This is a genomic window from Helicobacter pylori oki112 (genome assembly GCF_000600085.1).
GTDB lineage: Bacteria > Campylobacterota > Campylobacteria > Campylobacterales > Helicobacteraceae > Helicobacter > Helicobacter pylori_CY.
On the sequence record NZ_CP006821.1, the window covers coordinates 1,115,625 to 1,141,477 of the forward strand.

A 25,853-nucleotide genomic window follows, 5' to 3' on the forward strand; every position below is an offset into this window, starting at 1 on the left:
CTCAAAAAATTGAAAAATGAGTTCAAGGAATAGACAGATGATTTCAAAATTTTTGCTCAAAAGCATGTTCAAGCAGTGGAAAAACGGCGATTATCAGGTCGTTTTTTGGGATAATAGCGTTTATAGGAATGGCGAACATTCGCCTAAATTCACCCTTAAAATCCATCGCCCCCTAAAATTTAGCGATATTAAAAAAGACATGTCTTTGACGATCGCTGAAGCTTATATGGACGGCGTGATTGATATTGAAGGCTCTATGGATGAGGTGATGCATTCTTTGTATTTGCAAACCAATTATGAGCATTTGCACAAACATGATAACGCTAAAGCTATCCAAAAACCCATCAAAGAAAGCTCCAACATTTCTAAACATTACGATCTAGGGAATGACTTTTATTCTATCTGGCTGGATGAAACCTTAAGCTATTCATGCGCTTATTTCAAAAAAGACGATGACACCCTCCATGCCGCCCAGCTCCAAAAATTAGATCACACTTTAAAAAAGCTCCATTTAAAGCCGGGCGAAAAACTGCTAGACATAGGCTGTGGCTGGGGCTATCTCTCTGTAAAAGCCGCGCAAGAATACGGGGCGCAAGTGATGGGGATCACCATTTCTAGCGAGCAATACAAACAGGCTAACAAACGAGTCCAAGAGCTAGGGTTAGAGGATAAAGTAACGATCAAGTTATTGAATTACCAGGATTTAGATGGGCGCTTATACCGCTTTGATAAAGTGGTGAGCGTGGGCATGTTTGAGCATGTGGGTAAGGATAATTTGCCCTTTTATTTCAAAAAAGTTAAAGAAGTGTTAAAGAGAGGCGGAATGTTTTTGCTCCACTCCATTTTATGCTGTTTTGAAGGCAAGACTAACGCATGGGTGGATAAATACATCTTCCCGGGCGGCTACTTGCCCTCTTTAAGGGAAGTGATGAGCGTGATGAGCGAATGCGACTTCCACTTGCTCATGGCTGAAAGCTTACGCATCCATTACGCTAAGACTTTAGACATTTGGCGAGACAACTTCAACCACAATCTAGATCAAGTGAAAAAACTCGGCTATGATGAACGCTTTATCCGCATGTGGGATCTGTATTTAAGGACTTGCGCGTCCGCTTTCAGGGTTGGGAGCGCGGATTTATTCCAATTGCTTTTAACCAACAGCGTGGATAACACTTTCCCCTTAACCAAAGAATACATCTACCAGTAATTGCAAGTTTTAGATTTTAGCCCCTTCTTTCAGGCTAACTTCTGGCAAACTCTCCACATACAAACTCTGTGATGGAAAAGCAAAGCTCAAATGGTGCTTTTCTACAATCCTCATGATTTTTAACATCACGTCTTCTTTGACTTCTAGCCACTCTTCCCAAACCACCGTCTTAGAAAAGCAATACACTAAAATATTAATAGAGCTGTCCGCAAATTGATCCAAAAAGACAAACAGATTGTTTTTATACCCTAAAAAATCGTCAATAGAAACAATATCTTTTTTAAACATGTAGCGGTAATCGCTCGCGTTTTGCAAAGCGCTATCGGCTCCATTGGCGATTTTAGGGTGGTTTTCTAGCATTTCTTTAATGTCTTTCACGCAAAGCTGTAAAGCGCTTTGGCTGGAGCTATAGGTTAAGCCTATTTCCATTTTAATACGCCTTCCCACTTTACGACGGCTCCAATTCCTGATGGGTTTTCCGGCTAACTCTGAATTAGGCACGGACAAAAGAGCGTTATCAAAAGCTCTGATCGTGGTGCGCCTTAACCCCATTTCCACCACCGTGCCTTCCACTTCACCGCACACGATCCAATCCCCTTGAGAAAACGAATTGTCTAACAATAAAATGACAGAAGCAAAAAAATTCGCCAACACATCTTTAACCGCCAAAGCCACCGCTAACCCCCCAATCCCTAAAGAAGCGATGATGGCTGAAACATTAAACCCTAGTTGCTTCAAAACCCCTAAAAGCGCGACAATAAAAATCAAAAAATACACGACTTTTAAGATCAAGTTGATCACTTCTTTCCTAAAATTGTGCGTGCTTTTGGTAGCCATATTCGTAACTAACGCTTCCCCATAGCCTTTAAAAAGCGCTATCACTAACCATGCTAAAAGCATGATATACACCGCACCCACCCACATAGAAACTTTAGGAGGCGATGCGTTAGGGTAGTAGAAAATATCTAAAGCCACATCGCAACTGAATAAGGCTAAAAAGACAGAAACCGGCGAAACAATGCTGCTTTGCACATTGACATGCATTTTTTTATTGCGCTGCATGATTTCAAAAATACGATCTAACAATAAGGCTAAAAGCCAAGTGATCAACTTCCTTAAACCCAGCAATAAGGCTAAAATCGTCAAAGCCAGCACGATTTTACTCACTTGCAAGCTATGGGTTGTGAAAGGCAAAACCTTGCTGATTTTGTTTAACACAAAATCCATATTCACTTCCATGATCAAGTTTTTAGGAAGCACTTCTTTAGGGTGGTTTTTAATGTAACGCAAGACTTCAGTGTAAGTGTTCAAACGCAATTCATAATCGCTAAACATCTGCTCTAATTCATGCATTTTGACATTGTCTAAATTTTTAGGGAAAGTGTAGAGTTTGAATTGCCCTAAACGCAAAAGGAAAGCATCGCTGATACTTTCCACATCTTTTTGTTCGCTAAAAATATCAATACTGCTCCTGATTTTATCTATAAAACGATACAAAATTTCATCTATCAACAAAATATCTAAAGACAATCTGTCTTTCATGAAAGTGTAGAAATCATCGCCCTTAATGCTTTTAGACAAACGCTTTTTGATTTTTTCCTGCTCTTTTAAATTTTGATTGATATCAATCCCGATCTTATCCCTTTCATTCAACACTTTAGAAGTCAAACTTTTAATCAAATCATTCTTTTGGGTGTTATACAGAGAGACTTCAGCGCTTCTTTCAGGGTTTTTTTTGTAAGTTTCAATGACTTGATTGAGCTGGTTGATTTGATTGAAAATTAAAAACAAATCCACCGCATCTGTTTCATGCTCTTCAAGCGCTCTCAAAGGATTTAAAAAGAGCGATAATACCAATACCCACCACAATAATAAACGCATGCGAAACCCCACTCAAACAAGATAAAATTTTTCTCACAATTTCTAGCGATTATACCAAAAATTAGAAACGCTTCACCCCATAAAGTTACCCATGCAATTTGAAAACGCTTTTTGTTTATCCCTAAAAAGCGGGCTTTAGCTCAATTGTGAGCCTCTTTTTAGATCGCTATATTGCTTGATGCGATGCTTTGAGTATTTTTACATTTTATGATTGAGATTCAATTAAAAACAAAGCCTTAATTTCTAACAAATCTTGCTTTATTTAATATTTTTATAGTAGGATTTCGCACAAGCCGTAGTCAAAAAGCTTTCCTTGTTCGGTGCGATAAAGTCACGGATAATGTGCATATCTTTTATTCTTACATGTTTCACTTTTTATGTTTTTATAACCGCTTTTATTGAATGTTTTCATATAAGATCTATGTTTTAGAGATTTCCAACTCTATCTCTTGTCATTGGGCTATTTTGATGATCAATCTTTAGAAGAAAGAACCATAAAAATGTAGTATCCTATGCCTATAAGAAAAACAAGAATTAAGAAAATGAGTAATCCCCACTCTAAAGAATCCATAACTCCTCTTTAAAGAATGTCAAAAGTGGTGCGCTTGGCAGGACTCGAACCTGCGACCTACGGCTTAGAAGGCTGTTGCTCTATCCAGCTGAGCTACAAGCGCATTGAATGGTATTAATGTTAGGTGGTACGCCCGAAGGGAGTCGAACCCCTAACCCCCAGATCCGAAGTCTGGTGCTCTATCCAATTGAGCTACGAACGCTTACAATTCAAATAAAGGAATGACTAACATAAACTCGGTAAAACGCTTATTTTATGAGATGGGGTGGAAGATGGGAATCGAACCCACGACCCTCAGGACCACAATCTGATGCTCTAACCGACTGAGCTACTCCCACCATTCAATGAAAGGAAGCGGTATTCTACCAAAGAATCTTAAACAGAACAATAAATTATGCAAAAAGTGGTCGGGGCGAAAGGATTCGAACCTTCGACCCCTTGGTCCCAAACCAAGTGCGCTAACCAGACTGCGCTACGCCCCGAAATTTTCGCATGAAGCGTTATTATAGCTGAATTTTTTGATTTTTGAGCGTAATTTTTCAAAAATGCCGCTAAAATCAAAAGCGGCACTCAAAAATTGTATTAATCCAACTCCCCCACCCTTTTAAAAAGCTACTTTTTTTAAAAACAGCTCTAAATAATTTTTAAGCTTTTTGTTTCTTAAAAACTACTTTCGTTTTTTCATTTCACTAGAAACTTTTTCATAATGTTCCATGTGTTTTTTGCTTAACTCTTTGGTGATCTGCACCATCACTTTGTGATAGGCTTGATTCATGATTTTTCTAATGGCTTGGTCATGGTCGGTTTCCTTAATCCTATGCACAAAAGTTTTGGGGACAAAACCTCCAGAATTGGTGCGTCGCAATTCCACTCTTTCAATCACAGCCTTAATCTTTGAAACATCAATACCAAAACTATGGATGATATCTTCACTTTTTGGCTCAACAAAATTCAAGTTCAAATACCCTGAAGACATGTCTATCACTTTTTCTTCGCTAAGCGCATCGCTCTCTTCTACAATATCTTCTAAGATAGCCACATTCCCATCCATGCGTAAAACGAGCAACGCTTTTTCTTTGATGTCTTGAGGGATTTCACTAGCATCTTTAAATTGCGAAACGCTATAGCCTTTCCTCTCTAAAAAACTACTCAACTGAAGGAACAAAGACTTCTCAAATTCTTTTTGATAATTTTCAGGGATAACTTTATTAGCCTCTATCTTAGGATCGATTAAGACAACTAAATGGCCGTTTTTAGGCTCTTGCTTGCCTTTAATAGGATAGTGGAAATGCAAATCCACGGACTCGCCCATATTATTGTGCTGCTGCTTCATAGGCATTCCATCAGCTAGAGCCGTATAAAACGCCCCACTCGCTAGTAACGATCCTAAAACGATTGCCAAACTACCTTTTTTCATTAAATTCCTTCCTTTCTTTTTCTTCAAAATCAATTCCTAATCTTACCCAAAAAATCCCACTTTTTATCTCTATTTTTACGGATAATCATTCCCATTCAATCGTTCCTGGTGGTTTAGAGGTAATATCATACACTACCCTATTGATACCGCTCACTTCATTAGTGATACGATTAGAAACCTTTTCTAAAAAAGAATGCTCTAAAAATGAAAAGCTCGCTGTCATGCCATCGCTCGCATTCACCGCCCTCAAGCAAATAGCGTTTTCATAAGTGCGATTATCCCCCATAACCCCCACAGAATTGACATTTAACAGCACGCAAAAAGCTTGCCAAACCTTGTCATACAGATCCGCCTTTTTAAGCTCTTCTATAAAAATAAAATCCGCTTCTTGCAAGCATCTGATCTTACTCTCGCTGACTTCGCCTAAAATCCTTATCGCAAGCCCAGGCCCTGGAAAGGGGTGGCGCATTAAAAAATCCTGGCTAACGCCCAATTCCTTACCCAACAAACGGACCTCATCTTTAAACAATTCCCTTAAAGGCTCTATGAGTTTAAAGTCCATCCATTCAGGCAGTCCGCCCACATTATGGTGGGTTTTGATCACTTTTGAAGGCCCTTTAACGCTCACGGATTCAATCACATCAGGGTATAAAGTGCCTTGGGCTAAAAACTCAATTTTGCCTTTTAAATGGTGCTTCTTGGCTTCTTTTTCAAACACTTCAATAAAGGTTTCGCCGATGATTTTTCGCTTCAATTCAGGCTCGCTCACGCCCTTTAATTTAGACAAAAAGATTTCTTTAGCGTCTATCGTGTTTAAAGGGATTTGCAAGTCTTTAAACATCGCTTGCACCCTTTCTTTTTCATTTTTACGCAACAAGCCATGATCCACAAAAACAGCGATCAAATTATCCTTAATGGCTCTGTGCAACAGCGTAGCGACCACCGTAGAATCCACGCCCCCACTCACCGCGCACAAAACCTTAGCGTTAGCAATTTTTTCTTTCAACCGCACAACTTCTCTTTGAGCGAAATGCTGCATCCCCCAAGTTTTTTCACAGCCACAAATTAAAAGGGCAAAATTTTCTAAAATCTTACCCCCTTCTTCGCTTTGAATGACTTCTGGGTGGAATTGCAAGCCAAAAATCTTGCCGTTTTCAATCGCGCAATGGGGCGAATTAGGGCTTTTTGCAAGGGTAGTGAAGCCTTTAGGCAATTCTATAACTTTATCCATATGGCTCATCCACACAAGGCTTTTAATTTTCACGCCTTCAAAAATCACAGAATCTTGAGTGATTTCTAAGATAGCCTTACCAAATTCTTGCTCGTTCGCACCAACCACTACCCCCCCAAAAAAATCCACCAAATACTGCATGCCATAACAAATCCCTAAAATCGGCAAATCCAAATCAAAGATTTTCTCGCTAGGCTTGTAAGCGTCTTTAGCATACACGCTCGCTGGCCCCCCACTCAAAATCAAACCTTTAGGGGCTTTTTTTTGAATGTTTTCTATGCTTTCAAAAAAAGGGACTATTTCTGCATAAATCCCACTCTCTCTCAATCTTCTAGCAATCAGCTGTGTGTATTGGCTCCCAAAATCTAATACTAAAATCATCGCTCATTCTTTATTTTTGTGGGATCTGTGTTTTATTGTATTGATTCTTGTAATTCACCCTATAGCTCTCAGCTAACTCAGGCACTTTTTGCACAAACCAGCGTTCTAATTTTTCTAATTCGTATCTGTAATTTCCACCTTTTGAGCAATATTGAGTATCAATCAGCGAAAACGCATAGAGCGTCTTACTTTCTTTAGACTGGAATAAAAACTCCTTATGGAATAGCGCTTTTTCAGGCATGCCACTCATTAGGGTCTCAGGCAATAAAAAAGCGTCAAAACCACAAAGTGCTTTTTTACTCAACTTGTTGCTTTTGGTAACCACAAAAATGAGATCTGTTTTCATGTCTTGTTTAAAAGCTAATGAAAGCACATTTAAAAAGGGCAGAGCTAAACTTTTATCCACCCTAACCTTAAAAGCTTTAAAATCCCCTAATAAGACCCCCATAAACAAAACCAACCCCACGCAACATTTCAAACTCATTTGAAAAACGCTCATCTTTTATAATCCTTGACTTATCATCGGTTGCATAACTACAGGCTGCATGACACAAAGTATTATAATATAAAAATTGAGAATCACCCCACGCTTTGGCTTGGCTAGTAGTCAAGTCTTTAGTTATTAAGCCTTTATTGGGTAAAAACACTCTCATGCTAGTATTTTCACTCCGTTTAAGCCCCAATGATGCTTGGTGTTGAAATAGAATGATAGGGTTTGACTAATTCATACCTTCTAAGTCTTCTGATATTAACTAAAGCGGTATTGGCTGAAATGGCTTGTGTCATGCTGCTTGTGGGGCGCAAAGAAGTGAGCGTATTCACATGCCCTGCATTGCATCGTGGGTTTCTAGCTCTCACATCTTCTGGGTCATACCACGCCCCTTTTTGGATACTCAAAACCCCTTGACGGATATTCTTAGTTACAAACGCCCCTGCTAACAACCTCCCCCTAGCGTTAAACACTTCCACGATTTCACCATGCCTAATGCCTAACTTATTAGCGTCTAGTTCATTGATCATTACAGGCTCTCTGCCTTGAATTTTATACACATTCCTAACCCAAGTGTTATCAAGCTGTGAATTGACACGGTATTTTGGGTGCGGAGAGATTAAATGGAACGGATAAGTCTCAGCCATTTTAGAGCCTAGCCACTCAGCTGGCTCAAACCAAGTAGGATGCCCTTTAAAATCGGCCAGTTTAAAATCCGCGCATTTTTGAGAAAAAATTTGAATTTTCCCGCTCTCTGTATCCAGCTTATTGTTAATAGGATCTTGCCTGAATTTCGCATGACGCACAAACTTTCTCGCATTTTCAGGGATTTCAAACTCCACAAAGCCATCCCTCCAAAATTGATCAAACGATTTCAAAGTAGGGCCATCGCTTTTTTCATAAAGGCCCTTAATCCATTCCATGTAACTCTTAGATTCAGTGAATTTCTGCTCCGTTTCATTGCCCCCAATGCGCAAGGCAAGCTGCCTGAAAATCTCATAATCGTCTTTGGATTCATAAACAGGCTCTACCACTTTACGCATGGCATAAACCACATTCTTAGAATAACTCCCTCCAAAAGTAATATCATCTCTTTCCATAGTGCTAGTGGAAGCAAAGACAATATCAGCAAATTTTGCCGTAGGCGTCCACCAAGGCTCATGCACGATCACGCAATCTAAGGTCCTTAAAGCGTGAATCAGCTCGTTTGTATCAGCTTCATGCCCTAATAAATCCGCCCCACAATTATAGATCATTTTGATTTTAGGCAATTTGAGTTTTTTACCCATAAAATCAATTTCTTTATCCGGATTTAAAATCGCTTCAGAAACCCTAGATGCTGGAATAGCGCTTTTTACAGAATTATGCCCTTGTGAAATCATCGGAACAATTCTTGCCCCTGAGCTTGCTTGAGCGTTCCCTCCATAATGCATAGAAAAGCCAAAGCCCCCACCAGATAAGCCCACTTGACCAATCATACTGGCTAAAACAATTAACGCCCAATCCGGTTGCTCGCCATGCTGAGCTCTTTGCATGGCCCAATTACCCGCTAAAAAAGTGCGCTTAGAGACAAATAAATCCGCTAATTCTTTGATTTTTTCTGCGCTCACTCCAGTGATTTGAGACGCCCATTCTAAAGTTTTAGGTGCATTATCGCTCTCTCCTAGCAAATAGGGTAAAAATTTATCAAAACCATCAGTGTATTTAGCGATAAACGCTTTATCATATTGATTGCTCGTATAAAGATAATGCATCATGCCTAGCATTAACGCTACATCAGTATTAGGGCGAATGGGTATCCATTCAGCACTGAAGGCTTGAGCGGTTTCGGTATAAATGGGATCAATACTGATGAATTTAATACCAGCTCTTTTATACTTGGGGTAGTAGCTGTCATTGACATGGTTTGGCACAAAATAATCAATGCGGTTGCACTTGAGTAAATCCGCCCCCCACATGACATACACCTTACAATTTTTAATCATCTCTTCATGCGTGGTTTGTTGCGAATAAACTTCCATATCCCCTACAATCATAGGGTTTATTCTTGCGGCCGCGCCATTACTATATTCCCCATCAGTGCCAATAGCCCCCCCTAAAGTCGTATTAAAAAAACGCCATGCTAAATGATGACAACGATGCAAGCTGCCCGCATGCCCCCAGCCACCATAACTGGCATTATAAATGTTTTCTTTAGGGATTTCTTTAAGCTTTTTAGCCGCTAAATCCAACGCCACATCCCAACTCACGCGCACAAACTCTTCTCTCCCGCGCAATTCTTTGTGGTTTTTTTTGTTTTCTAAAAAGCTCTTACGCACGCAAGGATACTTCACCCTACTATCTGAATACACCCTATCTGCCATCGCTTTTAACATCATAGTAGGGTTATAATCGCTCTTTTGGGGGACAATATCTTTAATTACTCCATTTTGAACCTTTGCGATAAAGGGGCCAAAATGCGTTGCATGCGGAATGGATTCTACTTTTTCAAAAACACCAACAGCTTTCAAAACATTAGTGCTAGCGAGCGCGATGGGGACTTTTGTTAGGATACTTCTGCGTGAAATGGACATGGTTCTCCTTCAAGCTTGCATTCTGTTAAAACACCCCAAATTCTAACATAGATTCACATAAAATTACCGCTAATAAGCCCTCAAAGCTGGGCGTTAATTTAAACTACTTTTTATTCACGCTGCTCATGTCAGCGACTTTCCCCCACATCAAGCGGTATTTCCTCTTCATAAATTCAATTTCTTCTCTCGCTTGATTGAGTTCATCTCGCAAAAGATCAATGGTTTTTTTATCTTCTTCATAAACTTCTTGCATAGAGATTAAAGCGTCTTTTAAAAACATGTTTTCATTTTTAAAGGCTGAAATCGTTTCATCTTTAGCACCAATGACCTTATCATGCAAGTTTAAAATCGTGTTAATGGTCTTTTCCACAAACACAGGCTCTAAAGAACGCCCATTCATATCCATAGAAATCAAATTATTTTCTACCTTTTTGATTAAAGCGTTTGTCCCGCTGCTCGCATCAATTAAAAGCTTGTTGTGGCTTATTTTGCTTTTAATCTTACCAAGATTGACTAATTCCAAAATCCTTTCTTTAGGAAGCCCTGAAAGGCGGCTAAACTCTTCTAATTCAAGCCATGCTAAAGCGCTCAAATCCTCTAAAACCACCGGCTCTTTAGACTCTTTTTCTTTATCCTCTACTTCTTGCTCATTTTGTTGTGTCGCTTGCACTTTATTTAAATCTAAAATATCCAAATTTTTCCTTAAAAATAGTTTTAGCTTAACGCAATTTTTTAACCGCTTTTTTCAAGCTGTCTAGCAAATAATCAATATCGTTTATGGAATGCGTGAAGTGCAAACTCACTCTAAGCCATCCGGGTTTAGCGTTAAAATCGTTTGACTTTTGAGCGTTAAGATTCAATAAATCATGCCCATAAGGCCCCGCGCAAGAGCAACCTGCCCGGGTCTCAATAGCGTATTCATAGCTTAAAACTCGCGCTAAATCATAGGGCGAAATCCCCCCAATATTAAAAGCCACTACCCCCACCCGATGCGCTGTTAAATTCCCATAAATATTAATAGCGGGCAAATCTTTTAAGCCATGCATGAGCACTCTTAAAAGGTTGTTTTCTTTCTTGTAGATAAAATCCAAACCGCATTCATCTCTCAATTGATACGCTAAAGCGCTCCTGTAAAATTGTAACAATCCTGGCGTGCCAAACTCTTCTCTTAAAGGCAATTCATCAATAAATTCATGCCGTGTGCGATTAGCGTATTTAATCACGCCCCCTGCACTAAAACTCGGGGCGATTTGCGTGTCAATCAAATCTTTAGAAATGCCTAAAAGACCGCACCCTCCAATACCCCCTAAAAGCTTATGAGGCGCATAAAAACCGGTTTGGTATTCGCAATCTTTAGGGTTAGCATGCGCACTAAAATTCGCTAAATCCAAAGCCAAAGTAGCCCTATATTTCTTACACAACAATGAAACTTCTTTTAAGGGCGTAAGCAGTCCGGTTACATTAGAAGCCGCGCTCATAGAAACCAGGCTGTTAGGGGATTTTTTTAAAGTTTGCTCTAAAATTTCTAAATCCAATAAACCATGTTCATTTAAAGGGATACGCACCACTTCACACAAGCCTTCACGCCAACTAATTTCATTAGAATGATGTTCATAAGGCCCTACAATCACACGCTTTAAAGCCATATCTTTCAAATACGGCTCTAAATTTTTCTTCGTTTTTGAAGGGATACACACCCCTAAAATTTCTTGAAATTTCTTAATCGCTGAGCTCGCCCCATACCCCGTGCTCAAGACGCAATGATTATCGCTCAAATTTAAAGAACGCTTCAACTTTTCTTGGCACTCTTTTAAAAGCATGCCCATTAAAATCGCATGTTTAGAAGCGATGGAATGAGCGTTCGCATAATAAGGCAGTAAGGATTTCACGCGCTTTTCCACTAAAACGCTCGCCAAACCTGAAGCCCCCCAGTCAAAATAAGACACCCCTTTTTTTAAAATAATACTGGATTTAACTTGCTCTAAAGGACTTTCATTAGGATTGAGTAAGGGAGCAAAACTCCTGTTTAAAAACGCTTGCACGAACTACCACCAACGCTTTTAATGTTTGTCTCCGCTTAAAATATGAAAATGCAAATGCATCACCTCTTGCCCGGCGTTTTTACCCACATTGGTTAAAAGCTTGTAACCCTTCTCTTTGATACCTAATTTTTCCACCACTTCAAAAATAAAACTTGTCATTTGTGCCATAAGCTCTGGGGTGATGCCATTAAAATCCTGAATGCTTTGCTTAGGGATCACTAACGCATGCACTTTAGCTTTAGGGTTAATGTCATAAAAGGATAAAAAACGCTCGTTTTCTAAAATCTTAGAACAAGGGATTTCGCCTTTGATTATTTTTTCAAACACATTCATGCTTTTTTGCTCCCTTTTAAGGTTTTTCTTTTATTAAAGTTGTATTATAGCTTTTTAAAAATAAAATATAAGGATCGTTATTGCACACCTTAATAGAGCGATTAGAAAAGGTTACTAATAGCAAAGAGTTAGAAGAAGCGCGCTTGAATGCTTTGGGTAAAAAGGGGGTTTTTGCGGATAAATTCAACCAACTCAAAAATCTAAACGGCGAAGAAAAAAACGCCTTTGCTAAAGAAATCCACCATTATAAACAAGCGTTTGAAAAGGCCTTTGAATTGAAAAAAAAGGCGATTTTAGAGTTTGAATTAGAAGAGCGCTTGAAAAAAGAAAAAATTGATGTGAGTTTGTTTAACGCTATTAAAACAAGCTCTTCTCACCCTTTAAACCACACTAAAAATAAAATCATTGAATTTTTTACCCCATTAGGATACAAGCTTGAAATCGGCTCTTTGGTGGAAGATGATTTCCATAATTTCAGCGCTTTAAACTTGCCCCCTTACCATCCTGCAAGAGACATGCAAGACACTTTCTATTTTAAAGATCACAAGCTTTTAAGGACTCACACTTCGCCCGTTCAAATCCACACCATGCAAGAACAAACCCCACCCATTAAAATGATCTGTCTAGGCGAAACCTTTAGGCGCGATTATGATTTGACTCACACGCCCATGTTCCATCAAATTGAAGGGCTTGTCGTGGATCAAAAAGGGAATATCCGTTTCACACACTTAAAGGGCGTGATCGAAGACTTTTTGCATTATTTCTTTGGCGGCGTGAAATTAAGGTGGCGCTCTAGCTTTTTCCCTTTCACAGAGCCAAGTGCTGAAGTGGATATTAGCTGCGTGTTTTGCAAGCAAGAAGGCTGTAGGGTTTGCTCGCACACAGGCTGGCTGGAAGTGTTGGGTTGCGGCATGGTTAATAATGCGGTGTTTGAAGCCATAGGGTATGAGAATGTGAGCGGGTTTGCTTTTGGCATGGGGATTGAAAGATTAGCCATGCTGACTTGCCAAATCAATGATTTGCGCAGTTTCTTTGAAACTGATTTGAGGGTGTTGGAGAGCTTTTAATGAAACTGAGCATTAATGATTTGAATGTTTTTGTCAATACGCCTAAAGATATAGCCAAACTCTGTGAGGATTTGAGTCGCTTAGGTTTAGAAGTAGAAAGCTGTATCCCTTGTATCGCTCCTAAAAATGTGGTTGTGGGTAAGGTTTTAGAAAAAGCCCCCCATAAAAACGCCGAAAAACTCAGCGTGTGTCAAGTGGATGTGGGCAAAGAAGTGTTGCCAATCGTGTGTGGGGCTAAAAATGTCGTGCCAAACCAATTCGTGCCAGTCGCTTTAAATGGGGCGCTAATCGGCTCAACCACAATCGCTAAAACGGAGCTTAGGGGGGTTGAAAGCCATGGCATGATTTGCTCTAGTAGCGAATTAGGCTTCCCTAAAATCAATGATGGCATCTTGGAATTAGATGAGAGCGTTGGGGAGTTGGTTTTAGGGAAAGAATTAAACGAATACGCCCCTTTCAACACGCATGTTTTAGAAATTTCATTGACCCCCAATCGTGGGGATTGCTTGAGCGTTTTAGGCATTGCTAGAGAAATTAGCGCGTTTTATCACACGCCCCTAAAGCCTATTAAGGCTTTAAATTTTACGCCAAAAAGCGATTTGATCACGCTTAGTGCGGGTGAAAATATTGAATCGCATCTGGCTTATTATTTGATTTGCAACCATTCATTAAAAACCCCTTTAAATATCAAACTTTCGCTCGCTCATAATAACGCCTTAAGCGAGAACGATCTAAACAATTTCATAGAATTTAGCGCGCATTTTAGTGGGGTAATAATGAATGCTTATAGCCTGAATAAAACCCCTATGGATTTGAGCGTGAAAAACGATGAAAATAACCTTGAAAGCGTTTATATCAACCATCAAAAACGCTCCACGATCGCTATCAAGCATCAAGTTCAAAAAGATTTGAGCGAGTGTTTGCTTTTAGAAGCAAGTTATATTGATCCGATAAGCCTGTCTTTAAAATTACATGCTCTAAAAGATAAAACGCTTCAAAAAGACAACGCCCTTATTTATAGGAGTGCTAGGGGGAGTAACCCTAATCTATCAGACGGCTTGAATTTTTTAAGCGCTCATTTGAAAGCCACGATTTTAGAAAGCAAACAAACCGAGTGTTCTTTAAAAGATCGCACCCTTACATTCCAGCTTGAAGACATTACTGAAATTTTGGGGCTTGCTGTAGAGAAAGAAAAAATTCAAAGCATTTTAAAAAATTTAGGCTTTAAAGTCAGTGCAAAAGAGCCAAACTCAAAACCCCCAATTTTAGAGATTGTTGCACCAAATTTCAGGAATGACATTAAAACGATCCAAGATATTGCTGAAGAAATCTTACGCTTTGTAGGGATTGATAATCTAGTCTCAAAGCCTCTTAATTGTGTCAGTAGCAAAAATTCAAACCCCCATTATGACACGCACCGCTTTTTTGAAAACCTTAAACACAAGGCTCTCGCTTGCGGTTTTAAAGAAGTCATTCATTATGTGTTTTACTCTAAAGAAAAGCAGCAAAAACTAGGCTTTGAAGTTTTAGAAGATCCTCTAGAATTGCAAAACCCTATCACAACGGAGTTAAACACCCTAAGAACGAGCCTTGTTTGCGGGCTTTTAGACGCCAGCTTAAGGAATAAAAATTTAGGGTTTAAAAGCATCGCCCTTTATGAAAAAGGGAGCGTGTATAACTCTAAGAGAGAAGAGATCCAAAAACTAGGCTTTTTAGTAAGCGGCTTACAAAAAAAAGAAAGCTACCCTGACGCTAAGGGCAAGGCGTGGGATTTTTACTCTTTCGCTGAATGCGTTTCAAAAGTTATAGGGGATTTTAGCCTGGAAAAACTAACCACTCAAACCCCCATTAACCACCCCTACCAGAGCGCTAAAATCATTCAAAATCATGAAATCATAGGCGTAATCGCTAAAATCCACCCTAAAGTGATCCAGGAATTGGATTTGTTTGAAAGCTATTATGCTGAGATAGACGCTTCTAAACTCAAACGCCCCACCATGCTATTAAAACCCTTTAGCATTTACCCTAGCAGTGTGAGGGATTTGACTCTCATCATTGATGAAAACACCGCTTTTAGCAGGATTAAAAAAGCCCTAAAGGACGCTCAAATCCCTAATTTAAGCGAGATTCTACCCCTTGATATTTTTAAAGAAAGTAATAATTCCATAGCCTTAAGCCTGCGTTGCGTGATTCATTCTTTAGAAAAAACCCTGAATGACGAAGAGGTCAATTCAGCCGTGCAAAAAGTGCTTGAAATTTTAGAAAAAGAATTTAACGCCCGCCTTAAGGGATAATATAAAGGATAAAATGTGATAGAGCTTGACATTAACGCTAGCGATAAATCGCTCTCACACAGAGCCGTTATTTTTAGCCTGCTCGCTCAAAAGCCTTGTGTTGTGCGGAATTTTTTAATGGGAGAGGATTGTTTAAGCTCTTTAGAAATCGCTCAAAATTTAGGGGCTAAAGTGGAAAATACCGCAAAAAATTCTTTTAAAATCACGCCTCCAACGGCTATAAAAGAGCCTAACAAGATCTTAAATTGCAACAATTCTGGCACCAGTATGCGTTTATACAGCGGGCTTTTAAGCGCTCAAAAAGGCCTTTTTGTTTTAAGCGGGGACAATTCCTTAAACGCGCGCCCCATGAAAAGAATCATTGAGCCTTTGAAAGCTTTTGGGGCAAGGATTTTAGGGAGAGAGGATAACCATTTCGCCCCCTTGGTGATCTTAGGGAGTCCTTTAAAAGCTTGCGAATATGAAAGCCCTATCGCTTCAGCTCAAGTCAAAAGCGCTTTTATTTTAAGCGCCTTACAAGCTCAAGGCATAAGCGTTTATAAAGAAAGTGAGCTTAGCCGTAACCACACAGAAATCATGCTTAAAAGTTTGGGAGCTAATATCCAAAATCAAGACGGCGTTTTAACGATTTCACCCCTAGAAAAACCCCTAGAAGCCTTTGATTTTACTATAGCTAATGATCCGTCTAGTGCGTTTTTTTTCGCCCTCGCTTGCGCGATTACGCCCAAAAGCCGCCTTCTTTTAAAAAATGTCTTGCTCAACCCCACCCGCATAGAAGCTTTTGAAGCGTTGAAAAAAATGGGCGCTTCCATAGAGTATGCGATTCAGTCCAAAGATTTAGAAATGATTGGCGATATTTATATAGAGCATGCCCCTTTAAAAGCGATCAATATTGATCAAAATATCGCCAGTCTTATTGATGAAATCCCTGCTTTAAGTATCGCTATGCTTTTTGCAAAAGGCAAAAGCATGGTTAAAAACGCTAAAGATTTACGATCTAAAGAAAGCGATAGGATTAAAGCGGTTGTTTCTAATTTCAAAGCTTTAGGGATTGAGTGCGAAGAGTTTGAAGACGGGTTTTATATAGAGGGATTAGAAGATATAACTCAATTAAAACAGCACTTTTCTCAAAAAAAACCCCCCCTTATCCAAAGCTTTAACGATCACAGGATTGCGATGAGTTTTGCTATTTTAACTTTAGCGTTGCCTTTAGAAATTGATAATTTAGAATGCGCAAACATTTCTTTCCCGCAATTCAAACGCTTACTCAATCTATTCAAAAAAGGGAGTTTTAATGGAAATTAAAATGGCTAAGGATTATGGCTTTTGTTTTGGCGTCAAAAGAGCGATACAAATCGCTGAAAAAAATCAAAACAGCTTGATTTTTGGCTCGCTCATTCATAACGCTAAAGAAATCAATCGTTTGGAAAAAAACTTCAATGTGAAAATTGAAGAAGACCCTAAAAAAATCCCTAAAAATAAGAGCGTGATCATAAGAACCCATGGCATTCCTAAGCAGGATTTAGAATACTTGAAAAACAAGGGGGTCAAAATCACTGATGCGACTTGTCCGTATGTGATCAAACCCCAGCAAATCGTGGAATCCATGAGTAAAGAAGGGTATCAAATCGTGCTTTTTGGGGATATTAACCACCCTGAAGTCAAGGGCGTGATCAGCTATGCCACTAACCAGGCTTTAGTCGTCAATTCTTTAGAAGAATTGCAAGAAAAAAAGCTCCAACGAAAAGTGGCTTTAGTCTCTCAAACCACCAAACAGACCCCAAAACTCTTGCAAATCGCTTCTTATTTGGTAGAAAGATGCACTGAAGTGCGTATTTTTAACACGATTTGTAACGCAACTTCTTACAACCAAAAAGCCGCTTTGGATTTGAGTAAGGAAGTGGATATTATGATAGTCGTGGGCGGTAAAACTTCTTCAAACACCAAACAGCTCTTAAGCATCGCTAAACAGCATTGTGAAGACAGCTACTTAGTAGAAGATGAAAACGAATTAGAGTTAGCGTGGTTTAAGGATAAAAAATTGTGCGGGATTACCGCTGGGGCTTCCACGCCGGATTGGATTATAGAAAATGTCAAGCAAAAAATCAGCACGATTTAACACATTTTGAAAATTTTCTTTAAAAAAACCGCTAATTGTTAGTTTTTAAACGATTTTGTAAGCCAAAAAAGGATACAATGCCCCTAAGGATTTTATACTTAATTTTATAGTAAGGCAGTCAATGAGCAAGATAGCAGATGATCAGAACTTTAATGACGAGGAGGAAAACTTCGCAAAACTCTTTAAAAAAGAATTAGAAAAAGAAGAAACCCTAGAAAAAGGCACTATCAAAGAAGGGCTAATCGTTTCCATCAATGAGAATGATGGTTATGCCATGGTGAGCGTGGGCGGTAAGACAGAAGGCCGTTTGGCTTTGAATGAGATCACCGATGAAAAGGGGCAGTTGCTGTATCAAAAAAATGACCCCATTATCGTGCATGTGTCCGAAAAAGGTGAACACCCTAGCGTTTCCTACAAAAAGGCCATTTCCCAACAAAAGATTCAGGCTAAAATTGAAGAATTAGGCGAAAACTATGAAAACGCCATTATTGAAGGCAAGATCGTAGGCAAGAATAAAGGGGGCTATATCGTGGAGTCTCAAGGCGTGGAGTATTTTCTCTCCCGCTCGCACTCTTCTTTAAAGAATGACGCAAACCATATCGGCAAACGCATTAAAGCGTGCATCATTCGTGTGGATAAGGAAAACCATTCTATCAATATTTCTCGCAAACGATTCTTTGAAGTCAATGACAAACGACAGCTTGAAGTTTCTAAAGAATTGTTAGAAGCTACAGAGCCGGTATTGGGGGTTGTGCGCCAGATCACCCCTTTTGGTATTTTTGTAGAAGCTAAAGGGGTTGAAGGCTTAGTCCATTATTCTGAAATCAGCCATAAAGGACCGGTAAACCCTGAAAAATACTACAAAGAGGGCGATGAAGTCTATGTCAAAGCCATCGCTTATGATGAAGAAAAAAGACGCCTTTCACTCTCCATAAAAGCGACCATAGAAGACCCATGGGAAGAGATCCAAGACAAGCTAAAACCCGGATACGCCATTAAGGTGGTGGTGAGCAATATTGAAAATTATGGGGCGTTTGTGGATATTGGTAGTGATATTGAAGGCTTTTTGCATGTTTCTGAAATCTCTTGGGATAAAAATGTCAGCCACCCTAGCAACTACTTGAGCGTGGGGCAAGAGATTGATGTGAAGATCATTGACATTGATCCAAAAAACCGCCGCTTAAGGGTTTCTTTAAAGCAACTCACTAACAGGCCTTTTGATGTTTTTGAATCCAAACACCAAGTGGGAGATGTTTTAGAAGGCAAAGTGGCGACTTTAACGGATTTTGGGGCGTTTTTGAATTTGGGTGGGGTGGATGGTTTGCTCCACAATCACGACGCTTTTTGGGATAAAGATAAAAAATGCAAAGACCACTATAAAATTGGCGATGTGATCAAAGTGAAAATCCTTAAAATCAACAAAAAAGATAAAAAGATTTCTTTGAGTGCGAAGCACTTGGTTACTTCCCCTACAGAAGAATTCGCTCAAAAGCATAAAACAGATAGCGTGATTCAAGGTAAAGTGGTGAGTATTAAGGATTTTGGCGTTTTCATTAATGCTGATGGCATTGATGTGCTGATCAAAAATGAAGATTTGAACCCCTTGAAAAAAGATGAAATCAAAATAGGGCAAGAAATCACATGCGTGGTGGTTGCGATTGAAAAATCTAACAACAAGGTGCGCGCTTCTGTGCATAGGTTAGAGCGCAAAAAAGAAAAAGAAGAATTGCAAGCTTTTAACACGAGCGATGATAAAATGACTTTAGGGGATATTCTTAAAGAAAAACTCTAAAGAGTGATTTTAAAAACATGAGAATGGCATGAGATTTAAGGGTGTTGTTGCTTTTATTTCCCTAGCTGTCGCTCTTGGCGTTTTAGCCTATTTGTTTTTAAGCGTTAAAAAAGAAATGCCCGCTACTTCTCATGCGATCTCTCAAACACATGCGATCTCTCAAACCAATGAAGGCCTCTCTCAAACAGATGCAAAAAGCCATGAAATCAACCTAGAAGAAAGCCCCAATAATCCTAATACCCCTAACGATGAAAAAGCCTCCCATAACGAAGAAGATCGCAATAACGCCCTTTCTCAAAACCTTGATGCTCAAGAATCTATCAATTACCCCGTTGTGGAACATTATTTTGAAATCCCTTTTGAAGAAAAAAAAAGGGAATATTCAAAGCTTATTATTAAGGATTTAAAGGGTTATCAATGGTGGTGCTTAAAAGAAATCCTTAAAAAAGAACAAATTGATTACGCTTACGATAGCACCAAAAACCAGCCTAATCTCATCATCTATTTAGACAAAAACAAAAAAGAACGCTTTTTAGCCGATTTAGACTATTATAAAATACGCTATCATGCCGTTTTTTAAATTCAAAGGATAAAAATGTATCAAGTAGCCATTTGCGACCCCATCCATGCTAAAGGCATTCAAATTTTAGAAGCTCAAAAAGACATTGTCTTGCATGATTATTCCAAATGCCCTAAAAATGAACTTTTAGAAAAACTCACTCTTATGGATGCGCTCATCACGCGTAGCATGACCCCTATCACTAGCGATTTTTTAAAGTCCTTAACCCACTTAAAATCCATCGTGAGAGCGGGCGTAGGAGTGGATAATATTGATTTAGAAAGTTGCTCTCAAAAAGGGATTGTAGTGATGAATATCCCCACCGCTAACACGATTGCCGCTGTGGAATTGACCATGGCGCATTTGATCAATGCGGTGCGCTCGTTCCCTTGCGCGAATAATCAAATCAAACACCAAAGGTTATGGAAAAGAGAAGATTGGTATGGCACGGAATTGAAAAATAAAAAGCTGGGCATCATTGGTTTTGGGAATATTGGCTCTAGGGTGGGCATTAGGGCTAAAGCCTTTGAAATGGAAGTCCTAGCCTATGATCCTTATATCCCTTCTTCAAAAGCCACTGATTTAGGGGTCATTTACACAAAAAATTTTGAAGATATTTTGCAATGCGATATGATCACTATCCACACCCCTAAAAATAAAGAAACCATTAACATGATAGGCGCTAAAGAGATTGAGCGCATGAAAAAAGGGGTTATTTTAATCAATTGTGCTAGGGGTGGGCTTTATAATGAAGACGCTCTTTATGAAGCTTTAGAAACCAAAAAAGTGCGTTGGCTTGGCATTGATGTCTTTTCTAAAGAGCCTGGCATTCACAACAAGCTTTTAGACTTGCCCAATGTTTATGCGACCCCCCATATTGGCGCGAACACTTTAGAATCCCAAGAAGAAATTTCCAAACAAGCCGCTCAAGGGGTTATGGAATCTTTAAGGGGTTCAAGCCACCCGCATGCTTTGAATTTACCCATGCAAGCTTTTGATGCGAGCGCAAAAGCCTATTTGAATTTAGCGCAAAAATTGGGTTATTTTTCCAGTCAAATCCATAAGGGCGTGTGCCAAAAAATTGAGCTCAGTCTTTGTGGGGAGATCAACCAATTCAAAGACGCTCTTGTAGCCTTTATGTTAGTGGGGGTGTTAAAACCCGTTGTAGGGGATAAAATCAATTACATTAACGCTCCCTTTGTGGCTAAAGAAAGAGGTATTGAGATTAAGGTTAGTCTTAAAGAAAGCGCTTCGCCTTATAAAAACATGCTCTCTTTAACTCTAAATGCGGCTAATGGTGCGATCAGCGTGAGCGGCACGGTGTTTGAAGAAGATATTTTAAAACTCACTGAGATTGATGGGTTTCATATTGATATAGAGCCAAAGGGTAAAATGCTTTTATTCAGGAATACGGATATTCCAGGCGTTATTGGGAGCGTGGGGAATGCGTTCGCTAGGCATGGTATTAATGTCGCTGATTTTCGTTTGGGGCGTAACACGCAAAAAGAAGCATTAGCACTCATTATTGTAGATGAAGAAGTTTCTTTGGAAGTTTTAGAAGAGCTTAAAAACATTCCTGCGTGCTTAAGCGTTCATTATGTGGTTATTTAAGGTAGTTGGATGCGAGATTTTTTAAAGCTTTTAAAAGAGCATGATGAATTAGAAGTCATTGACACCCCCCTTGAAGTGGATTTAGAAATCGCTCATCTGGCCTATGTAGAAGCGAAAAAACCTAATGGGGGCAAAGCCCTTTTATTCACGCAGCCCATAAGAAAAGAACATGACCAAATCAAAACCTTTAGCATGCCGGTTTTAATGAACGCTTTTGGCTCTTTCAAACGCTTGGAGCTTTTGTTAAAAACCCCCATAGAAAGCCTGCAACAACGCATGCAAGCGTTCTTGCACTTTAGTGCTCCTAAAAATTTCACTGAGGGTTTGAAATTCTTAAAAGATTTATGGGATTTAAGACATATTTTCCCTAAAAAAACCACTCGCCCTAAAGATCTCATTGTCAAGCAAGATAAAGAAGTCAATTTGTTGGATCTGCCCGTTTTAAAAACTTGGGAAAAAGATGGCGGGGCTTTTATCACTATGGGGCAAGTCTATACCCAAAGCCTGGATCATAAAAAAAAGAATTTAGGCATGTATCGTTTGCAAGTTTATGATAAAAACCATTTAGGCTTGCATTGGCAAATCCATAAAGACTCCCAACTCTTTTTCCACCAATACGCTAAGGCTAAAGTCAAAATGCCTGTCAGTATCGCCATTGGTGGGGATTTGCTCTACACATGGTGTGCGACAGCCCCCTTACCTTATGGGATTTATGAACTCATGCTCTATGGGTTTATGAGAGGAAAAAAAGCGCAAGTAATGCCATGCTTGAGTAATTCTTTGAGCGTGCCAAGCGACTGCGATATTGTGATAGAAGGGTTTGTGGATTGCGAAAAGCTAGAGCTTGAAGGGCCTTTTGGGGATCACACTGGCTATTACACCCCCATTGAGCCTTACCCTGTTTTAGAAGTCAAAACCATTAGCTATAAAAAAGATTCCATTTACTTAGCCACTGTGGTGGGTAAGCCCCCTTTAGAAGACAAATACATGGGGTATTTGACTGAACGCTTGTTCTTGCCCTTGCTTCAAATGAGCACCCCCAATCTGATAGATTATTACATGCCAGAAAATGGGGTGTTTCATAATTTGATTTTAGCCAAAATACACACGCGCTATAACGCTCATGCCAAACAAGTCATGCATGCTTTTTGGGGCGTGGGGCAGATGAGTTTTGTCAAACATGCGATTTTTGTCAATGAAGACGCTCCCAATCTAAGAGACACCAACGCTATCATTGAGTATATACTGGAAAATTTTTCTAAAGAAAAAATTCTTATTTCTCAAGGCGTATGCGACGCTTTAGATCATGCAAGCCCTGAATACGCTATGGGGGGGAAACTCGGTATTGATGCGACTTCTAAAAGCAATACCCCCTACCCTACGCTTTTAAACGATAACGCCCTACTAGCGCTTTTACAAGATAAAATGCAAAATATCGTTCTTTTGAAACAATATTACCCGCACACCCGTAACCCCATTTGCGTCATTAGCGTGGAAAAGAAAGACAAAAGCGTCATTGAATTGGCTAAAAACTTGCTCGGTTTTGAAGAGTATTTACGCATTGTCATCTTTGTAGAGCATACCAGCAACGATTTGAACAACCCTTACATGCTGTTATGGCGCATCGTTAATAATATTGATGCGCAGCGCGATATCCTCACCTCTAAACATTGTTTTTTTATAGACGCTACCAACAAGGGCATTATGGATAAACATTTTAGAGAATGGCCTACAGAAACCAATTGCTCCATGGAAGTCATAGAGGATTTGAAAAAGAAAGGGTTCTTAAAAGATTTTGAAACTTTAAATCAAAAATTCCACCTCACGCATTCTTTCAGCACGCACAAAGAAGATCTATAAAGAAGAAGCCATAAAGAATAATTATGTTAGATTATCGCCAAAAAATTGATGCCCTCATCACCAAAATAGAAAAGGCTCGCATCGCCTATTCAAGGCACCATATTGTCAAAATCGTGGCTGTTTCAAAAAACGCTTCCCCAGAAGCTATCCAACATTATTATAACTGCTCTCAAAGGGCTTTTGGAGAAAATAAAGTTCAAGATTTAAAAATTAAAATGCGCTCTTTAGAGCATTTACCCCTTGAATGGCACATGATAGGCTCTTTACAAGAAAATAAAATCAATGCGCTTTTGAGTTTAAAACCCGCCCTTTTGCATTCTTTAGACTCTTTAAAACTCGCTTTGAAAATAGAAAAGCGTTGCGAAATATTGGGCGTAACTTTAAACGCTCTTTTACAGGTTAATAGCGCGTATGAGAAAAGTAAAAGCGGGGTGATGCCTGAAGAAACGCTAGAAACTTATTCTCAAATCAGTGAAACTTGCAAGCGCCTCAAGCTTAAGGGGCTGATGTGTATAGGGGCGCACACCGATGATGAAAAGAAAATTGAAAAATCCTTTATCACCACCAAAAAGCTTTTTGACCAAATAAAAAATGCGAGCGTTCTTTCAATGGGCATGAGTGATGATTTTGAATTAGCGATTGCTTGCGGGGCGAATCTTTTAAGGATTGGCTCTTTTTTGTTCAAAGAGTAAGATGCTAGAAACTTATGCACTTAAAAATGGGGCTGTTTTTATCTCTGATGCACATTTTTTGCCTAAAAGCCCTCACTTAATCCATACGCTTCAAGAACTTTTAAACGCCAAACCCCCACAAGTCTTTTTCATGGGCGATATTTTCCATGTTCTTGTGGGCTATTTACCCCTAGATAAAGAGCAGCAAAAAATCATTGGTTTAATCCATGCTTTAAGCGAAATTTCACAAGTCTTTTATTTTGAAGGTAACCATGATTTTTCCATGCGTTTTGTATTCAATTCTAAAGTGGTGGTTTTTGAGCGCCAAAACCAGCCCGTATTATTCCAATATGATAACAAACGCTTTTTACTGGCCCATGGGGATTTATTCATTACTAAAGCGTATGAATTTTACATCACGCAACTCACTTCCACTTGGGCTAGATTTTTTTTAAGTTTTTTAAATTTATTAAGTTTTAAAACCTTATACCCTTTTTTGAAAAAACTCATCTATCAAAAACCCATCCGCCTTTGGGAATTAGAACCAAAAGAATTGCAATCTTTTATTGAAAAACGCCTAAAAGCCTATCAAAACTATATTAAAGATCTTAACATTGGTAGCATTGACGGCATTATAGAGGGGCATTTTCATCTCAAAAGCGGTGCAAAAATCCCCTTGAATGCGCCTATTTATTGCCCACTGCCTTCCTTTTATTACGAACAAAGCCTTTTTAAGGTATCATCAAGCGTTTTAGAACCATCTCAAAATAAGGACGCCTAAATCATGGCAGAAAAAACAGCTAACGATTTAAAATTGAGTGAGATAGAACTCGTGGATTTTCGTATTTATAGCATGCAAGAGGGCGTCCCTTATGAGGGGATTTATGGCATCAATGTGGCTAAAGTCCAAGAAATCATCCCCATGCCCACCCTTTTTGAATACCCTACGAATTTGGATTATATTATCGGCGTGTTTGATTTGCGCTCCACGATCATTCCGCTTATAGACTTGGCTAAATGGATAGGGATTATCCCGGATAAAAGCAAGGAAAACGAAAAAATCGTCATTATCACTGAATTTAACAATGTTAAAATGGGCTTTTTAGTCCATTCTGCTAGGCGCATCAGGCGCATTAGCTGGAAAGATGTGGAGCCTGCATCCTTTAGTGCATCTAATAGCATCAATAAAGAAAATATCACCGGCACGACCCGCATTGAAAACGACAAAACCCTGCTTATTTTGGATTTAGAAAGCATTTTAGACGATTTAAAACTTAATGAAGACGCCAAAAACACTAAAGATACCCCTAAAGAGCGTTTTGAAGGCGAAGTGTTGTTTTTAGACGATAGCAGAACGGCGAGAAAAACCTTAAAAAACCATTTGAGTAAAATGGGTTTTAGCATCACGGAAGCTGTGGATGGGGAAGACGGGTTGAACAAATTAGAAATGCTATTCAAAAAATACGGGGACGACTTGAGAAAACATTTGAAATTCATTATTTCAGATGTTGAAATGCCTAAAATGGATGGCTATCATTTCTTATTCAAGCTCCAAAAAGACCCCAGGTTTGCTTATATTCCTGTGATTTTCAATTCTTCTATTTGCGATAATTACAGCGCTGAAAGGGCTAAAGAAATGGGGGCTGTAGCGTATTTAGTCAAGTTTGACGCAGAAAAATTCACCGAAGAAATTTCTAAGATTTTAGACAAGAATGCATAATTCTTTTTATAAAATTGTAAAATACTCTTATCTC

Annotated in this window: 19 protein-coding genes, 4 tRNA genes and 1 pseudogene; 12 read left to right on the forward strand and 12 right to left on the reverse strand. The window is 39.2% G+C overall.

The annotated features are described in order from the left end of the window. Positions 1-37: 37 nt before the first annotated feature. Positions 38-1,207 (forward strand): cyclopropane fatty acid synthase, encoded by a 1,170-nt coding sequence (gene cfaS / locus HPOKI112_RS05265; RefSeq protein WP_025277023.1) that lies wholly within the window; start codon positions 38-40, stop codon positions 1,205-1,207. A gap of 9 nt (positions 1,208-1,216) precedes the next feature. Here cfaS and HPOKI112_RS05270 read toward each other — a convergent pair whose 3' ends face one another. From HPOKI112_RS05270 to HPOKI112_RS05330, 12 genes are all read right to left on the reverse strand, one after another. Beyond that, positions 1,217-3,088, reverse strand: coding sequence for a mechanosensitive ion channel family protein (locus HPOKI112_RS05270; RefSeq protein ID WP_025277024.1), 1,872 nt, complete (start codon positions 3,086-3,088; stop codon positions 1,217-1,219). Positions 3,089-3,685: 597 nt separating this feature from the next. After that, positions 3,686-3,762, reverse strand: a tRNA-Arg gene (locus tag HPOKI112_RS05280). A 22-nt stretch (positions 3,763-3,784) separates the two neighbouring features. Then, positions 3,785-3,861, reverse strand: a tRNA-Arg gene (locus HPOKI112_RS05285). A gap of 59 nt (positions 3,862-3,920) precedes the next feature. Beyond that, positions 3,921-3,997: transfer RNA gene (locus HPOKI112_RS05290), tRNA-His, on the reverse strand. A gap of 66 nt (positions 3,998-4,063) precedes the next feature. Next, a tRNA-Pro gene (locus HPOKI112_RS05295) sits at positions 4,064-4,141 on the reverse strand. A 185-nt stretch (positions 4,142-4,326) separates the two neighbouring features. After that, positions 4,327-5,076: an HpaA2 protein gene (gene hpaA2 / locus HPOKI112_RS05300; RefSeq protein WP_025276180.1), complete on the reverse strand. Its 750-nt coding sequence runs from the start codon at positions 5,074-5,076 to the stop codon at positions 4,327-4,329. Between the two features lie 85 nt (positions 5,077-5,161). After that, positions 5,162-6,688: a glutamine-hydrolyzing GMP synthase gene (gene guaA, locus HPOKI112_RS05305; RefSeq protein WP_025309906.1), complete on the reverse strand. Its 1,527-nt coding sequence runs from the start codon at positions 6,686-6,688 to the stop codon at positions 5,162-5,164. A 10-nt stretch (positions 6,689-6,698) separates the two neighbouring features. Then, positions 6,699-7,187 (reverse strand): hypothetical protein, encoded by a 489-nt coding sequence (locus HPOKI112_RS05310; protein ID WP_025309907.1) that lies wholly within the window; start codon positions 7,185-7,187, stop codon positions 6,699-6,701. Between the two features lie 173 nt (positions 7,188-7,360). Next, complete coding sequence (locus HPOKI112_RS05315; RefSeq protein WP_025277026.1) at positions 7,361-9,751, reverse strand: molybdopterin guanine dinucleotide-containing S/N-oxide reductase; 2,391 nt, start codon at positions 9,749-9,751, stop codon at positions 7,361-7,363. A 103-nt stretch (positions 9,752-9,854) separates the two neighbouring features. Further along, complete coding sequence (locus tag HPOKI112_RS05320; RefSeq protein WP_025277027.1) at positions 9,855-10,445, reverse strand: DUF3972 domain-containing protein; 591 nt, start codon at positions 10,443-10,445, stop codon at positions 9,855-9,857. A gap of 25 nt (positions 10,446-10,470) precedes the next feature. Then, positions 10,471-11,793 carry an aminotransferase class V-fold PLP-dependent enzyme gene (locus tag HPOKI112_RS05325; protein WP_025309908.1) on the reverse strand — a complete coding sequence of 441 codons (1,323 nt, stop codon included), beginning with the start codon at positions 11,791-11,793 and terminating at the stop codon, positions 10,471-10,473. 18 nt (positions 11,794-11,811) lie between these two features. Further along, positions 11,812-12,126 carry a histidine triad nucleotide-binding protein gene (locus tag HPOKI112_RS05330; protein ID WP_001100331.1) on the reverse strand — a complete coding sequence of 105 codons (315 nt, stop codon included), beginning with the start codon at positions 12,124-12,126 and terminating at the stop codon, positions 11,812-11,814. 80 nt (positions 12,127-12,206) lie between these two features. Here HPOKI112_RS05330 and pheS point away from each other — a divergent pair, with 80 nt between their 5' ends. The 11 genes and pseudogenes from pheS (at position 12,207) to cheV3 (ending at position 25,819) form a co-directional block, all read left to right on the forward strand. Beyond that, entirely contained in the window at positions 12,207-13,193 is a 987-nt protein-coding gene (gene pheS / locus HPOKI112_RS05335; protein WP_025276185.1) for a phenylalanine--tRNA ligase subunit alpha, read from the forward strand. Then, entirely contained in the window at positions 13,193-15,487 is a 2,295-nt protein-coding gene (pheT, locus tag HPOKI112_RS05340; RefSeq protein ID WP_025309909.1) for a phenylalanine--tRNA ligase subunit beta, read from the forward strand. Before pheS ends, pheT begins: the two co-directional genes overlap by 1 nt. Positions 15,488-15,502: 15 nt before the next feature. Next, the gene (gene aroA / locus HPOKI112_RS05345; protein ID WP_025309910.1) at positions 15,503-16,792 is read left to right on the forward strand and encodes a 3-phosphoshikimate 1-carboxyvinyltransferase; all 1,290 of its coding nucleotides are present in this window, start codon (positions 15,503-15,505) and stop codon (positions 16,790-16,792) included. After that, positions 16,782-17,606, forward strand: coding sequence for a 4-hydroxy-3-methylbut-2-enyl diphosphate reductase (locus tag HPOKI112_RS05350; RefSeq protein ID WP_000403570.1), 825 nt, complete (start codon positions 16,782-16,784; stop codon positions 17,604-17,606). The genes aroA and HPOKI112_RS05350 overlap by 11 nt, the downstream gene beginning before the upstream one ends. Positions 17,607-17,727: 121 nt before the next feature. Beyond that, complete coding sequence (locus HPOKI112_RS05355; RefSeq protein WP_025309911.1) at positions 17,728-19,398, forward strand: 30S ribosomal protein S1; 1,671 nt, start codon at positions 17,728-17,730, stop codon at positions 19,396-19,398. Positions 19,399-19,426: 28 nt separating this feature from the next. Then, positions 19,427-19,978, forward strand: a complete 552-nt coding sequence (locus HPOKI112_RS05360) for a hypothetical protein (protein WP_015428088.1) — start codon at positions 19,427-19,429, stop codon at positions 19,976-19,978. A gap of 15 nt (positions 19,979-19,993) precedes the next feature. After that, positions 19,994-21,568: a phosphoglycerate dehydrogenase gene (gene serA, locus HPOKI112_RS05365; RefSeq protein ID WP_015428089.1), complete on the forward strand. Its 1,575-nt coding sequence runs from the start codon at positions 19,994-19,996 to the stop codon at positions 21,566-21,568. A 9-nt stretch (positions 21,569-21,577) separates the two neighbouring features. Beyond that, positions 21,578-23,477: pseudogene (locus tag HPOKI112_RS05370) on the forward strand (menaquinone biosynthesis decarboxylase). Beyond that, complete coding sequence (locus HPOKI112_RS05375) at positions 23,452-24,120, forward strand: YggS family pyridoxal phosphate-dependent enzyme (RefSeq protein WP_025276190.1); 669 nt, start codon at positions 23,452-23,454, stop codon at positions 24,118-24,120. The pseudogene HPOKI112_RS05370 and the gene HPOKI112_RS05375 overlap by 26 nt, the downstream one beginning before the upstream one ends. A 1-nt stretch (position 24,121) precedes the next feature. Further along, complete coding sequence (locus HPOKI112_RS05380; RefSeq protein ID WP_025309912.1) at positions 24,122-24,880, forward strand: UDP-2,3-diacylglucosamine diphosphatase; 759 nt, start codon at positions 24,122-24,124, stop codon at positions 24,878-24,880. A 3-nt stretch (positions 24,881-24,883) separates the two neighbouring features. Beyond that, positions 24,884-25,819 (forward strand): chemotaxis protein CheV3, encoded by a 936-nt coding sequence (gene cheV3 / locus HPOKI112_RS05385; protein WP_025309913.1) that lies wholly within the window; start codon positions 24,884-24,886, stop codon positions 25,817-25,819. Positions 25,820-25,853 lie beyond the last annotated feature (34 nt).

Excerpts from the sequence above, each read along its gene's own strand:
- cfaS (WP_025277023.1), top strand. The coding sequence starts at position 38 with ATGATTTCAAAATTTTTGCTCAAAAGCATGTTCAAGCAGTGGAAAAAC.
- HPOKI112_RS05270 (WP_025277024.1), bottom strand. The coding sequence starts at position 3,088 with ATGCGTTTATTATTGTGGTGGGTATTGGTATTATCGCTCTTTTTAAAT.
- hpaA2 (WP_025276180.1), bottom strand. The coding sequence starts at position 5,076 with ATGAAAAAAGGTAGTTTGGCAATCGTTTTAGGATCGTTACTAGCGAGT.
- guaA (WP_025309906.1), bottom strand. The coding sequence starts at position 6,688 with ATGATTTTAGTATTAGATTTTGGGAGCCAATACACACAGCTGATTGCT.
- HPOKI112_RS05310 (WP_025309907.1), bottom strand. The coding sequence starts at position 7,187 with ATGAGCGTTTTTCAAATGAGTTTGAAATGTTGCGTGGGGTTGGTTTTG.
- HPOKI112_RS05315 (WP_025277026.1), bottom strand. The coding sequence starts at position 9,751 with ATGTCCATTTCACGCAGAAGTATCCTAACAAAAGTCCCCATCGCGCTC.
- HPOKI112_RS05330 (WP_001100331.1), bottom strand. The coding sequence starts at position 12,126 with ATGAATGTGTTTGAAAAAATAATCAAAGGCGAAATCCCTTGTTCTAAG.
- pheT (WP_025309909.1), top strand. The coding sequence starts at position 13,193 with ATGAAACTGAGCATTAATGATTTGAATGTTTTTGTCAATACGCCTAAA.
- HPOKI112_RS05350 (WP_000403570.1), top strand. The coding sequence starts at position 16,782 with ATGGAAATTAAAATGGCTAAGGATTATGGCTTTTGTTTTGGCGTCAAA.
- HPOKI112_RS05355 (WP_025309911.1), top strand. The coding sequence starts at position 17,728 with ATGAGCAAGATAGCAGATGATCAGAACTTTAATGACGAGGAGGAAAAC.
- HPOKI112_RS05360 (WP_015428088.1), top strand. The coding sequence starts at position 19,427 with ATGAGATTTAAGGGTGTTGTTGCTTTTATTTCCCTAGCTGTCGCTCTT.
- serA (WP_015428089.1), top strand. The coding sequence starts at position 19,994 with ATGTATCAAGTAGCCATTTGCGACCCCATCCATGCTAAAGGCATTCAA.
- HPOKI112_RS05375 (WP_025276190.1), top strand. The coding sequence starts at position 23,452 with ATGTTAGATTATCGCCAAAAAATTGATGCCCTCATCACCAAAATAGAA.
- HPOKI112_RS05380 (WP_025309912.1), top strand. The coding sequence starts at position 24,122 with ATGCTAGAAACTTATGCACTTAAAAATGGGGCTGTTTTTATCTCTGAT.
- cheV3 (WP_025309913.1), top strand. The coding sequence starts at position 24,884 with ATGGCAGAAAAAACAGCTAACGATTTAAAATTGAGTGAGATAGAACTC.